Raw genomic sequence first — 13,667 nt, 5'->3', positions numbered from 1 at the left:
CGAAATGCCATCCCCCCGTCATGCAACAAGTTTTTGACCGCGCTTACGCGGCGCATCGTGACGGCCGCCTCGACGACGCCGAACGCGACTATCGCGCGACGCTCGACGGCAATCCCTCGCACGTCGATGCGTTGCATCTGCTGGGCGTTCTGCGCCACCAGCAGGGCCAGCACGCCGAAGCCGCCGCCCTCGTGCGGCGCGCGGTGAACCTGCGCCCGGAGGATGCCGCGCTGCAACTGAATCTGGGCAACGCGCTGAAGGCGCTGGGTCAGATCGACGACGCCATCGAACAGTTTCGCAATGCGCTGACGCTCGCGCCGTCGTTTCCGATGGCGCATTACAACCTGGGCAATGCTTACGCGTCGGTGGGACGTCACGAAGACGCCGCCGACTCGTTCGAGAAATCGCTGCGTCTGCAACCGAACGATGCGTCGTCGCACAACAACCTGGGCAACGCGCTGCACGCGCTCGGGCGTCACGAGCAGGCTATCGCGTCGTTCCAGCGCGCGCTCGAACTACGCCCCGGGCACGCGGGCGCGTTGAACAACATGGGGATGTCGCTGAACGCGCTGGGGCGCGCCAGCGAGGCGATTCCATGCTTCCAGGAGGCGCTGGCCGCCGAGCCGCGCTTCGTCGCTGCGCACTTCAATCTCGCCAATACCTTCGACGCCACCGGCCGTCATGCGGAAGCGGTTGCTGCGTTCGAGCGCTCGCTCGCGTTGCAGCCCAATCTGCCGCCCGCGATCTTCGGGATGGGCAACGCGCTTGCGTCGCTGGGGCGTCACGCGCAGGCGTTGCCGTATCTGGAGCGCGCGGTCGGGCTCGATCCGCAGTTCGCGCTCGCGTGGTTGAGTCTGGGCACGGCGCACCAGGCGCTGGGCGCGCATGCGCCTGCCGTGCGCGCCTTCGATCAGGCGTTGCGGCTGCGCCCCGATCTCGCGTCGGCGCACATGAACCGCGCGCTCGCCTGGCTCGCGCAGGGAAATTTCGCGCGCGGGCTGCCAGGATACGAATGGCGTTTGCAGGCGATGGCGCAGCCGGTCATTCAGACCTTACCGCGCTGGCATGGCGAGCCGATCGAGCAACGCACGCTGCTGATCCACGCCGAGCAAGGTTTCGGCGACACGCTGCAGTTCGTGCGCTTCGTGCCGCTGGCCGCGCAGCGCGCCGCGCGCGTCGTGCTCGAAGTGCAGCCGCCATTGCTGCCGTTGCTGGCGCCCGTCGCGCAGGCGTGGCGCGTTACGCTGATTGCACAGGGTTCGCCGCGTCCGGCTGCGGATCTGCAATGCCCACTGCTGAGCTTGCCGCTTGCGCTCGGCACGACGTTCGACACGATTCCGTCGCGCACGCCCTATCTCAGCGTGCCCCCCGCTTATGGCCGCAAATGGCGGGGCTCGCTCGGCGGTCAGGCCAAGCGGAAGATCGGCATTGCGTGGTCGGGACGCGTACAGCAAAACGAAACCCGCTCGATGCCGCTCGCCGAACTCGATCCGCTGTTCGCGCTCGACGGCATCGACTGGATCGTGCTGCAACCCGCGCTGAGCGCCGACGAGCGCGCGGCGCTGGACGCGCATCCGCGCACGGCGTCGATTCACCGGTTCGACACACGGATCGGCGACTTCGCCGATACCGCCGCGATCATCGAACGGCTCGACGCGGTCGTGTCGATCGATACGTCGATCGCTCATCTCGCCGGTGCCATGCGCAAGCCGCTGTGGTTGATGCTGCCGTTCGCCGCCGACTGGCGCTGGTTCGACGGCGACGCGCGGAGCCCGTGGTATCCGGGCGCGGCGCTGGTGCGGCAACCACGTCCCGGTGCATGGAGCGAGGTCGTGAATGCGGTGGCGAAGCAACTGCGCGAAAGCTGATCCAGGCTCATCCCGACTCAACAAAAAACCCCGCGTTCTCACGAACGCGGGGTTTTTATTTATCTGGACAGACGCCCGAGCCGGGCGGCCAATGCCAGCCGCTACGCCGCCCGATACTGGTTGCGCGCTTCCGGCGTGCGATACAGCACCAGCGTCGCGATCAGCCCGCAGATCGCCGCCACGCCGAGGAACAGGCCCGGCGCCGCCTTGTTATTCGTGACGTGGATCAGCAAGGTTGCGATAGCCGGCGTGAAGCCGCCGATCGTCGTCGCCAGGCTATACGCCAGCGAGAAACCGGCGGTACGCACTTCGACCGGCATCACTTCGGTCAGCGCCACGACCATCGCGCCGTTATAGCTGCCGTACAGGAACGACAGCCACAACTGAACCGCCAGCAGACGCGCGAACGACGGCTCGCCGACCAGCCATTGCAGCGCCGGATACGCGGTGAGAATGGTGAGGATCGTGAACGTCAGCAACACCGGACGGCGGCCGATCCGATCCGACAGCGCGCCCGCGAGCGGCAACCAGACCAGGTTCGACAAGCCGACGCAGACCGTCACGACGAGCGTATCGATCGACGACAGCTTCAGCACTTCCTTGCCGAAGGTCGGCGTGTACGCAGTGATCATGTAGAACGACACCGTGGTCATGATCACCATGCCCATGCCGCCCAGCACGACGCCCCAGTTCGCGGCCATCGACTTCATGATCTCGCCCATGCTCGGACGATGCTTGCGCGCCTTGAACTCCTCGGTTTCCTGCAGCGAACGACGGATCAGGAACAGGAACGGCACGATCAGGCAGCCGATCAGGAACGGCACGCGCCAGCCCCAGGCGAACATCTGCTCGGCGGGCAACAGCTTGTTGAGCATCACGCCGATCAGTGCGGCGAACACCACCGCGACCTGCTGGCTACCCGACTGCCACGAGCAATAGAAGCCCTTGTTGCCCTTGGTCGCGATCTCCGACAGATACACGGACACGCCGCCGAGTTCGACGCCTGCCGAGAAGCCTTGCAGCAGCCGCCCGAACAGCACCAGAACCGGCGCGAGTATGCCGATGGTCGCGTAACCTGGAATCGCCGCGACCGTCAGCGTGCCGAGCGCCATCAGGCCGAGCGTGAGGATCAGGCCTTTGCGGCGGCCGTGATGGTCGATATACGCGCCGAGAATGATCGCGCCGAGCGGGCGCATCAGGAAGCCCGCGCCGAACACGGACAGCGACAGCATCAGCGAGGCAAATTCATTGCCGCTCGGGAAGTAGGTCTTGGCAATCGCCGACGCGTAATAGCCGTAGACCATGAAATCGTACATCTCAAGAAAGTTGCCGCTGACCACGCGGAAAACTGTCTTGACCTTGGATTCTTCCGATGCGGAAGTGGCGTGTGACGCAGTAGACATGACTTTCTCTGATAAGCCCGCCGCCAGGTGGAGCGGTGGCGTCGGGCAGTTGAAACGAACCGTTGCATGTGGCAAGCGGGACCGGCTGTCGGACTCAAAAAGTAACGCGCCGGGGGCGCTGCATTTTCATGCCTCGTGGATCAGTACGGAATCAGGGTAAACGTTGTAAATCGCGCCGTGTTCACACCATCTAATGTTGGCTTTGATGATGTTGCCGCGAAATGCATACAGAAAGCTTACGGACAATATCCGCAGGCGGCGCGGTAGACTTTGCGGCCTGGCACTTCCGTTGATCGATCTCCGATGCGAACCACCTCCGTCCCCACCCTTTCATTGCGACCCGCGACCCTCGACGACGCCGCGCTGATCGCATCGATCCACAGCACCAGCTGGCAGGCCACCTATCGCGGCCTGTTGCCCGACGCGTTTCTCGACGGTGAAGTCACGCGCGACCGTGCCGCGTATTGGGAAGCACGGCTCGGCGCGCCGGGTGGCGAACGCCGTATCGTGCTGATCGCCGAGCTTGGCGGCACGGCTGTCGGTTTCATGTGCGTCGAACGACAACCGGAATCGGCGTGGGGCGTGCTGCTCGATAACCTGCATGCGTTGCCGGGATATCAGGGCATCGGCGCAGGCAAGCTGTTGATGCGCGCCGCCGAGGATTGGGCGCGCGCTCAAGGCGAGACGCAGTTGTATCTGTACGTGCTCGAAGGCAACACGCCCGCCATCGGTTTCTATGAACGGCAGGGCTGGCAGTTTGCCGGCGCCGAACCGGACCGGATGGGCGGCGTGGATATCACCGCGTTGCGTTACGTGTATCGGCTGGATCGTTAGACAACGACGCGTGCGGTCGATTGCCGGGCGCCGAACAGCGGCGCATTGCGCATGATCGGCCCTTTCCCTTGCCTCTTTTCAGAGCTGTCTGATCAATATAGGGGCAGCGCCCCGGCATCATCTTCCGCACTCGATGGCTTCGCCGTATAGCGTTCACGGAACTTGCAACGGGAGTCGAGCGCGGCACTTGTCCGCGTCCGGCCCGCCGTGTTTCCTTCAGGTTCCATAAGCCGCGCACAGAACGCGTTACCCGTACCGCCCCGAGGCCCGAGTCCCCCGCAGACCCCGCAACCGCCAGCCGGCGGCCCTACTACGAGGCGCTGGAAGAGACCATGTCCACCATTCCGCTTACCCTGATCGAAGGTGCCGTCGCCATGCCGCGCGTGCGCCCGCTTCGCCATGTCCCGACGTCGTTCGGCCGCGACTGGGCGTTGCTTCCACCGCCGCGCAACTGGAGAGCGGAACTCAAGGCGCTTTATGCCGCCGTCCTGCATACGTTCTGCCTCACCGATCAGGCCATTCTCTCGCTCTGCAAATGGGTGCCGCTGGATGCGCGGCGTGCGGCGGCGGGTCTGGCGTCTTCGGCGTCTGCCCTCAAGCGTGCAACCGTGGATGCAGCCGCCCGCGAGCCGACCGCTCGCGTGGTCGACGAGGGTGTGATTCATTCCACAACGATCGAAGCGCCGGTGTATCGCCAGCCGAATGGCCGCTCGGTTCGCCTGGGTGCGGTAGCGGGCGGCGCGTGCGCGATTGGCGGCGTGGCGGTGCTTGCGTGGGTGGCGTTCGGTCATCCGCAGCAGCGCTATCCGGCCAGTAGTGTTAAGTCTGCCGATGTGGCGATCGTCAGTCCGGGATCGGAGCCGGCTAAGCGTCAGGCGACCGAAGCGGCAGCGACTACCGGGCCGCATGCCGGCGAAGAGAGCGCGAAGGTTCGTAGCACCACGTTAGCTCGTGTGGAGGCGAAGCCTGTCGTTGCGTCTGCAGCAGTGGTAGCCCCGGCTTCGGCATCAAGAGACGTTTCCCGCGACGACGCCATCGCGCGTCGCAACAGCAGCACACATACACTCGGCGGAAAGTCGCCCAGCCTGCGCGCAAACGCACGCCACGGCATCGAACGAAAAGTCCGCGTCACTACAACGCGTCATGACCGATCACGCATCGCCGTGCCGCAAATCGCGTCGCGCAAATCGCCAGCACCGTCGGCCGCGGGCGACTATTCGCCGCTCATGCCAGCAGACCTCGGTATCGACGAATACGAGTCGGTGACGATGTCCGCGGCAACTCATCTCCGCCCTATCGTGCAGCGCTCACGCATTGCAACGTCCGCCGATCTCACAGACCCGGGCGGTACGAGATGGTCGGGACGTATGTCTCAGCGTCGCGTGACGGATATCCCCGAGCAGTTCTCGAAGTAAGCCCGCTCATACGCACCGCCGCAAAAAGGTCGCGGCATAAAAAACCCGGTCACAGAAACCGGGTTTTTTGCGTTCATGCCGTCACTTCTGGATCGGCAATCCGGATTCGGTCTGCCGCTGCAACTGCGAAACTTCGCTTTGCACCTGCCGCAATTGCGCCTGCGCCTTCGCCTTTTCCGCGCTCAGCACAGCCGCTTCGCCTTGCGTCTGACGCTGGTAATCATCGACCTTCGCCTGCTGCGTGCGCGCCACATTCAGATCGGCCTGCAAGCGCTTCGCGCGATCCTCAGACAACGCGATCACGTCCTGGATGTACGCCTTCTGCGCCTGCAACTGCGTGCGACGAATCTCGATATCTGCAAGTTGCACCGTCTGCTTCGCAAAGCCAGAGTAAATGGCCTCGGCCCGCTCGGCATCGCCGGTCTTGATCACGCGCCAGAAATGTTTGTCCTGAAATAACGCGACGTAGTACGCCATATCATCCGGATAGAAAAACAGACTCGCGCCGTAGCTGCCGTTGTACGTGGTGCGCAGTTCGCTCAGCTTTTCGTCGTGAATCATCCGCATGAGCTCGGCGACGTTGCCTTGCGCATCGGTGGCCGCGTCGGGAGTGCTCGCCGTCGCGTTGGACAAAGCCGCGGTGGCTGCGTCAGGCTGCGGCGTTAGCGCGCTCATGGCCGGGCGCGTGCCGGCGAGCGGCGCGGTCTCGTCGGTTTGCATCGCCAGCACGAGACCGGCGTGTTGCAACAATGCGCACGAGGTCGCAAGCAACGCGGCGCGCCGCACGATTGAGGGATACGTCATACGTCCTTGCTCCAGGCTGATTCCAAAACAGCCGGCGATTATCGCGCGGATCGGCCGTTAAGCGAAGCACTCAGATACGGCCTGGATCAGGCTCAAATCAAGATAAACAGGCGCCGGATCATTCCGTGTAAATGCATAGCCTGTCGCGAAATAAATTGGCTCGGATGCGGCCAAAATAACGCGATCCGCCCTAGTGCGGACGAATCCACCCACCACGTAGATTCGCGTGAATGCGGCTCTCAGCGAGTCCGCAATATCGGGATGTCGGGCGCTTGCGAAAATTCTTTGCTGGCTATCGCGCTCTCGGGAATCAGACCGGAATAAACCAAAGCTTTAGTCAGGCGTCAACCTGACTAAAGCTTTATCCGCGCGAGGGAAGGTGCAAGGTAGAAATGCAAGCGCGGCCCGAGTCCGAGGCCGCGCCTAAAAAATCACCGCGTTAAAAACGCGTTTCGCGCGCGACTCGCAGGAACGTGTCGAGCAGCGGCGTGCAATCGAGCAATTCCGGGCCGCCCGCGCGATGAAACTCGGGATGCCACTGCACGCCCATCACGAAAGGTGCGCGCCGGTAACGCACGGCTTCGATGATGCCGTCCGATGCCGATACAGCCTCGATATTGAGATCGCGGCCCAGCGTCTTGACCGCCTGATGGTGGATCGAGTTGACGATCGCGTCGCGGCGGCCCGGGAACATGTTGACCAGCGTCGAGCCGTCCGGGAAATGGATTCCATGACGATGCTGATCGTAGTTCTCATTGACGTGCGCGCCCGCTGTCGGCACATCGGTGGCGATGTCCTGATACAGCGTGCCGCCGAATGCAACGTTGATCAGCTGACATCCACGGCACACGCCCAGCACCGGCTTGCCCGACTCGATGAACTCATGCAGCAGTTCGAGTTCGTACATGTCGCGCACGCGGTCGCCCGGCCATTCGTGACTGGTCGCCGCTTCGGCATACGACTGCGGCGACACGTCGGCGCCACCTTGCAGCAGCAGTCCGTCGAGATGCTTTGCGTAGTCGCGCAAACGGATGTTGCTCGGATGCAGCATGCCCTGATGACCGACCGTCGGGATCATGAACACGAGCACGTCGCGCGACATCACCCAATGTGCGATCGACTCTTCCAGGTACTGCAGTGTCTTGCCGCGCAAACCCTTCGCGCCGGGTTCCGGATGGAAGATCCGCGCCGACACGCCGATGCGCAACGTGCGCTGCGTGATCCGCTGACCGGCGCGATCGAACAGCTGCCGCGCGCGCGCCGCGATGATTCGTCCGAACACGGTCCACGCCGAATCGTTCTGCTTCAGATAGCGCGGCGGCGACGGCGGCAACGCGTTGGGCGGCGGCGGATTGGTCGCGGTGAAATCGGGGGCCGCGCCGAATCCGGGCGGCGGTGCGCCAGCGGGACGCGACGCAGGCGCTGCGTCGGCTTCCGTCGCGGCAACGTCTTCGGCCTCGATGGTGGTGGTCAGTTCGCCGGCAATCGGGTCGCTGCTGGCAAGGGTCGGCGCAACGGGCGGGACGGTTTTCGTCGCCGCGGCGGGTTCGGCATTCGTCGACGTGACGGATTCGGAATGACCGCGGCCATGCCGTGCGTCACGTTCATGAACCGCCGCCTCCTGCTTCGCCGTGGACGCCGCAGCCGAGCTACGCGCTTCGGCGGCATCACGTTGACGGGCGCTTTGCGGGTCGGTTGGCGTGACAGCAGACGCGCTATCGGGATCGTCGGTCGACGACCTCACAGCCGCCTCCTCCGCCGCTTCCGACGGAGTTGAGGCGAGATGCGCATTGGCCGATGCGTCGTCTGGTAACGAGGTGGAGCGCGCCGTGCCCGTCGCCGGCGCAACGGGCAAAACCGGCGATGCCGAAGCCGTGGCGCCCTCACCCGCCGATTTTGCGGCGATGTCTTTCATCGGCGACTGGATCGCATCTTCATGTGACGGAGGTAGCGAAGCCGCCGGTTCGACCGGCGTGGTGCCTGGCGTCGGCACGCCGGGAGCGGCGCTGGAGGGAACGCCGGCATTGGCACCGGACGGCGCAGGCGACGATGGGCTGCCGGGCGTACCGGCGTTTTCAGGTTTGTTTTCGCTCATGACAGTCAGACAGGCGCCTTCCACGCGAACGAATGAATATGCCCTGATTATCCGCCAGCCCCGCTAGCCCGGCAAACCCGCACACAATTGCTCACATTGTTGGCCCGTGGCGTGGGGAACTTGCTTTTTTGCGGCGGCGGGCGCGGCGAAGCGGGATCCGCCAGAGACTGTCGGAACGAGCCAGACCGCGCCGCAACTCAAGGATCTGGCTGTTCGTTGAACGTGTCGCGCAACGCAATCTGCATCGACGCATGAATCTTCACACACCAGCGCCACACCAGCGCCAGCAAAAGCGCAGCGCAGATCAGCACCGCGGCGAGCAACCCGGTCGGCGGCAAAATGCTGCCCGAGAGCGCCGCGACCAGCAGGAAGACGCCGACCATCGACACCACTGGCACCAGGTCAGAAATCGCGTAACGCAACGCACTCGTGAGACGCCCCGCCGTCGCCGGTTGCACGCTGACTTCGGCGAGCAGCAGCGCGAGCGACTTGGTCTTGCGATACACCGCGACCAGAAACGGCATCGACACCACCAGCGCGAGACTCCACAGCACCACGCGCTGCATCGGTTCGGAACTCAGCCAGCGCCCAAGAAACTTCGCCGAATAAGGCGCGCTATACGACACGATCAGAAAGATCGCAGCGACCAGAGCCAGATTGACCGCGATCTGCAGAATGATCCGCCGCGTCATGCTGAATAGCGTCGGTTCGTCGGTTCCGGTGCTCAGGCTGCGCAGCCATTGCCCGTACAGGCCGAACATGTTGGCGAGCATCGGCGGCACGGCGTGGCCGAGGCGGCGCGTCAGCGGATCGGCGGCGCGGATCAGATACGGCGTGCACAGCGTGGTCAGCGCCGACACGGCCACCGCGATCGGATACAGAAACGCGCTGGTCACCTTCAGCGTCAAGCCGAGCGACGCGATGATGAACGAGAACTCGCCGATCTGCGAAACGGTCATGCCGACCCGCATCGCGGTGCGCCCGTCCTTACCCGCGAGGAAGGTGCCGAGCCCGCATGAGATCAGTTTGCCGAAGATCACGGCCACCGTGATCACCGCGATCGGCCACGCGTAGTCGAGCAGCACGGCCGGGTTCAGCATCAGGCCGATCGTCACGAAGAAGATCGCGGAAAACGCGTCGCGCAGCGGCGCGATCAGATGCTCGATGCGATGCAGATGGCGCGATTCGGCCATGATCGCGCCGATCAGGAACGCGCCGAGCGCAATGCTGTAGTCGAGCTTGACGACCAGCAGACAGAAGCCGAAGCAGAAGCCCAGCACCGACACCAGCAGCATCTCGTCGCTACGCGTGCGCGCCACGTAGTTCAGCACGCGCGGCACCACCAGAAGGCCGACCACCAGCGACACCGTCATGAACAGCAGCAGTTTGCCGAGCGTCACCATCGCGAGCCCGGCGCTCAGTTGCCCGGTCTGGGCGATGCCGGTGAGCAGCACCAGCATTGCAATCGCGAGAATGTCCTCGACGATCAGAATGCCGAACACGAGTTGCGCGAAGTTCTCGCGCTTGAGGCCCAGATCGGACAGCGCCTTGACGATGATGGTGGTCGACGAAATCGCCAGAATCGCGCCGAGGAACAGCGAATCCATCGAATTCCAGCCGAACGCGCGGCCGATCTCGTAGCCGATCCACAGCATCAGCACGATTTCGGAGAGCGCCGCGACGATTGCCGTCGCGCCGACCTGAAAGAGCTTGCGCAGACTGAATTCGAGGCCGAGCGAAAACATCAGGAACACCACGCCGAGTTCGCCGAGCGTCTGAATGGTCTGCTCGTCGTGGATCAACTGGAACGGCGGCGTGTACGGACCGATGATCAACCCGGCGGCAATATAACCCAGCACCACCGGCTGTTTCAGGCGATGGAACAGCACCGTGACGACGCCCGCGAGCGCCATCACGACCGCCAGATCCTGAATGAAACCGATGCCCTGATGCATAAACTGGCCCTTACAAAAAGTAATGTTGCGAAGGCGCAGTGTAACAAACGAAAAAGCCACGCTTGATTCGCGTGAAGCCTTTAGGGCATTGAATTTGGCCGTCTGAGTGTGGGGCCGGATTCGACCTGCCGGTCCCGCGATATTTTTGATTAATTGGACGGCTGTGAAATATCACAATAATATTTGGCCGAGATTTTTGGCCTGATCACACTTTTTTGCCTATGACTTCTGGCCCCGACCTATCCCGTCAAGCAGACAACACCGTCGCGAGCCTCGCCGGGCAGGCGTATGCGTTCGTCAAGCGCGAGATCATCACGATGCGGCTGCGGCCGGGCGAGGTGCTCAACGAAGCGGAATTGATGGCGCGGACCGGCATCGGCAGAACGCCGGTTCATCAGGCGCTGCACCGGCTGGAGCACGAAGGGATGCTGACCATCATGCCGAGAAAAGGCGTGATGGTCCGGCCGGTCTCGCTCGACGACGTGCTGGCGATCATCGACGTGCGGCTCGTCAACGAGAGCTACTGCGTCGAACTGGCCGCGCGCCACGCGCAGCAACCCAATTACGACGCGATGCAGGCGCTGCTGGACCGTTCGGACGTGTGCGTCGCCGCGCACGACGTGGAAGGCATGATGGACATCGACCGCGAGTTTCATCTGGCGATCTCTGCGGCCGCGCGCAACCCGGTGCTCGCCGAGATATTGCGCGGTCTGCATGAGCGCTCGCTGCGCTTCTGGTTCATTTCGCTGTCCGCGCCGCATCATCTGGAAGACGTCCACGACGAGCATCTCGAACTGTTCCGTCTGCTGCGCGAGCGCGATGCCGACGGCGCCCGCCAGGCGGTGCAAAAGCATATCGAGTCGTTTCGCGCGACGTTTTTCAGGCGGCTTTGAACCGGCTCATTTCATAGAATGGGTTGATTCGAAGCGTCATCTTCGGCACCCCAACCCTTTTTCCATCGACCAACCGGCTTCACGCCATTCAACCGGATTTCCACCGACATCATGGCCACCGAATTCACGCCCTTCCCGCCGCTTGCCCAGCTTGGCGCCGACCTCGCCGCCGGACGCACCACGAGCCGCGCGCTCGTCGAAACCGCGCTCGAACGGATCGCCGATCCGGCCGGCCAGGGCGCGGTCGCCTTCATGCATGTCGACGCCGATAACGCCCGCGCCGCCGCCGACGCGCACGACCGTCTGCGCGCGGCGGGCACGGTGCTGTCGCCGCTCGCCGGGATTCCGGTGTCGGTGAAAGACCTGTTCGACATCGAAGGACAGCCGACCCGCGCAGGCTCGATCGCGCTCGCCGACGCGCCGCCGGCCAAGGCCGATGCGGTGGCCGTCGCACGCCTGAAGCGGGCGGGCGCGGTCATCGTCGGGCGGACCAACATGAGCGAGTTCGCGTTCTCCGGGCTCGGCCTGAATCCGCACTACGGACACCCGCTGTCGCCGTACCGGCGCGGCATCAAAGGCGACGAGCGGATTTCGGGCGGTTCGTCGTCGGGCGCGGCGGCCTCGGTCGCGGACGGCATGGCGGCGGTCGCGCTCGGCACCGACACCGGCGGGTCGATTCGCATTCCCGCCGCGCTCTGCGGATTGACCGGCTTCAAACCGACCGCGTCGCGCATCCCCAAACAGGGCGGCGTGCCGCTTTCGCCGACGCTCGATTCGTTCGGACCGATCGGCGTGTCGGTGGCGTGCTGCGCGCTGGTCGACCGGATGCTGGCGGGGCTGGAGCCGCGCATTCCGGCAGCCAGGCCGCTCGAAGGTGTGCGCCTCGGCGTGCTGACTAATTTCGTCACCGATGGTGTCGAGCCGACAGTCGCCGCCGCAATCGACACCGCGCTCAAACATCTGGAAGCGGCCGGCGCGATTGTCAGCGAGGTGCGGTTCGCGCCGCTCGACCGTCTGCCCGAGATCAACCGTTTCGGTTTTTCGCCGATCGAGGCGTATGCGTGGCATCGTCCGCTGCTGGAAAAGCATCGCGAACAATATGATCCGCGCGTGCTGGTGCGGATTCTGAAAGGCCAACCGGCCAGCGCAATCGACTATCTGGACCTGCTCGCCGAGCGCGAAGCGATGCTCGACGAAGCCGCCCGCACGCTGTGGCAGCGCTTCGACGCGGTGGTTGCGCCGACGGTGCCGGTCGTGCCGCCTCGCGTAGCCGATCTGATTCACGACGACGACGCGTTCGGCCGTACCAATGCGTTGATCCTGCGCAATCCGAGCGCGTTCAACTTCCTCGATAGCTGCGCGCTGTCGCTGCCCTGCCATCTGCGCGGCGACGCGCCGGTCGGGCTGATGCTCGCGGCCGCGCCGCATGCGGACGACTCGCTGCTGGCGATCGGCCGCGGCGCCGAAGCGGTGCTCAACGCGATCCGCTAATCGAGGCTGACGACCGGGTTACGCCGTAATAGTGCGATAAGCGCCGGGGCGGGGGTTCGCGCTAGAATCGCGGGCACCCGACCCTTTTGGTTTCCAGACCGCTACCGATCCATGAATAACGATAATGCGATGCTGCGCCGCGAGCGCTCCCTGCTGGTTCTGCTTGGCCTGATCTGCGTCGCCCTGGTGGGCGGTGCGCTGTACCTGCAATACTTCCTGCACGAAGACCCGTGCCCGTTGTGCATCATCCAGCGTTATTTTTTCCTGCTGATCGCGATTTTTGCGTTCCTCGGCGCGCGTTTCAATAGCTGGCGCGGCGTACGGCTGCTGGAAACCATGGCGGCGTTGTCGGCGTTGGCGGGCATCGTGACCGCCGCGCGGCACGTTTATGTGCAGGCCAATCCGGGTTTCAGCTGCGGCTTCGACGCGTTGCAGCCGGTAGTCGACAGCTTGCCCCCCGCGCATTGGCTGCCGGGCGTGTTCAAGGTCGCCGGGCTGTGTGAAACCGCCTATCCGCCGATTCTCGGCCTGACGCTGCCGATGTGGGCGCTGGTCGCATTCGTGGTCGCGTTTATTCCGCTGGCGCTCAGCCTCGTGCGTAATCGCCGCCGGTTCGCCTGAACGCATTTGATGCGTTGAGAAAACGCCGGATTTCGCACCCTTGACGGGCAACGCGAAATCCGGCGTTTTTTATTGGCTCAGTGGGTTGCGCGGCTGTTCGTTCTTTGCGTCTGACAAAAGCCTGACCCAAGCAATCCACCGTCGCGCCGCGCGCCGGTCACGCCCCCATCCCCCGCCCTACTTGGCTTTGCGCCATTTCCGCCGTATCGCAACTTATCGCTGCGCCGCGAATCGTACTGATTGCATGGGCGCCGCCGAATAAGCTTCATGCGACATGGGAAATATTTT

Annotated in this window: 10 protein-coding genes; 6 read left to right on the top strand and 4 right to left on the bottom strand. The window is 64.0% G+C overall.

Features of this window, described 5'->3' with window-relative positions:
• Nucleotides 1-20 precede the first annotated feature (20 nt).
• Nucleotides 21-1,868: a tetratricopeptide repeat protein gene (locus ABH945_RS02225; protein WP_429249586.1), complete on the top strand. Its 1,848-nt coding sequence runs from the start codon at nt 21-23 to the stop codon at nt 1,866-1,868.
• A 101-nt stretch (nt 1,869-1,969) separates the two neighbouring features.
• On the opposite strand, the gene ABH945_RS02220 is transcribed toward ABH945_RS02225, so the two are convergent.
• Complete coding sequence (locus ABH945_RS02220; protein ID WP_074765143.1) at nt 1,970-3,271, bottom strand: MFS transporter; 1,302 nt, start codon at nt 3,269-3,271, stop codon at nt 1,970-1,972.
• Between the two features lie 303 nt (nt 3,272-3,574).
• Here ABH945_RS02220 and ABH945_RS02215 point away from each other — a divergent pair, with 303 nt between their 5' ends.
• Nucleotides 3,575-4,105, top strand: coding sequence for an N-acetyltransferase family protein (locus tag ABH945_RS02215; RefSeq protein ID WP_429249585.1), 531 nt, complete (start codon nt 3,575-3,577; stop codon nt 4,103-4,105).
• 332 nt (nt 4,106-4,437) lie between these two features.
• Entirely contained in the window at nt 4,438-5,520 is a 1,083-nt protein-coding gene (locus tag ABH945_RS02210) for a hypothetical protein (RefSeq protein ID WP_429249584.1), read from the top strand.
• Between the two features lie 81 nt (nt 5,521-5,601).
• Here the strand turns inward: ABH945_RS02210 and ABH945_RS02205 are convergent, their stop codons facing one another.
• The 3 genes from ABH945_RS02205 to ABH945_RS02195 form a co-directional block, all read right to left on the bottom strand.
• The gene (locus ABH945_RS02205) at nt 5,602-6,324 is read right to left on the bottom strand and encodes a DUF2968 domain-containing protein (protein WP_429249583.1); all 723 of its coding nucleotides are present in this window, start codon (nt 6,322-6,324) and stop codon (nt 5,602-5,604) included.
• 439 nt (nt 6,325-6,763) lie between these two features.
• The gene (locus ABH945_RS02200) at nt 6,764-8,419 is read right to left on the bottom strand and encodes a gamma-glutamyl-gamma-aminobutyrate hydrolase family protein (protein WP_429249582.1); all 1,656 of its coding nucleotides are present in this window, start codon (nt 8,417-8,419) and stop codon (nt 6,764-6,766) included.
• Nucleotides 8,420-8,616: 197 nt separating this feature from the next.
• The gene (locus ABH945_RS02195; RefSeq protein WP_074765151.1) at nt 8,617-10,374 is read right to left on the bottom strand and encodes a cation:proton antiporter; all 1,758 of its coding nucleotides are present in this window, start codon (nt 10,372-10,374) and stop codon (nt 8,617-8,619) included.
• A gap of 221 nt (nt 10,375-10,595) precedes the next feature.
• Here ABH945_RS02195 and ABH945_RS02190 point away from each other — a divergent pair, with 221 nt between their 5' ends.
• The 3 genes from ABH945_RS02190 (at nt 10,596) to ABH945_RS02180 (ending at nt 13,379) form a co-directional block, all read left to right on the top strand.
• Nucleotides 10,596-11,267 carry a GntR family transcriptional regulator gene (locus tag ABH945_RS02190; protein WP_429249581.1) on the top strand — a complete coding sequence of 224 codons (672 nt, stop codon included), beginning with the start codon at nt 10,596-10,598 and terminating at the stop codon, nt 11,265-11,267.
• A 111-nt stretch (nt 11,268-11,378) separates the two neighbouring features.
• Nucleotides 11,379-12,758: an amidase gene (locus tag ABH945_RS02185; RefSeq protein WP_429249580.1), complete on the top strand. Its 1,380-nt coding sequence runs from the start codon at nt 11,379-11,381 to the stop codon at nt 12,756-12,758.
• A 111-nt stretch (nt 12,759-12,869) separates the two neighbouring features.
• Nucleotides 12,870-13,379, top strand: coding sequence for a disulfide bond formation protein B (locus ABH945_RS02180; protein ID WP_074765157.1), 510 nt, complete (start codon nt 12,870-12,872; stop codon nt 13,377-13,379).
• The last annotated feature ends 288 nt before the right edge of the window (nt 13,380-13,667 follow it).

This window comes from Paraburkholderia sp. GAS333 (genome assembly GCF_050435665.1).
GTDB lineage: Bacteria > Pseudomonadota > Gammaproteobacteria > Burkholderiales > Burkholderiaceae > Paraburkholderia > Paraburkholderia fungorum_A.
Note: the sequence above shows the minus strand (reverse complement) of the source record. Positions and strands in the feature narration are given on the sequence as shown.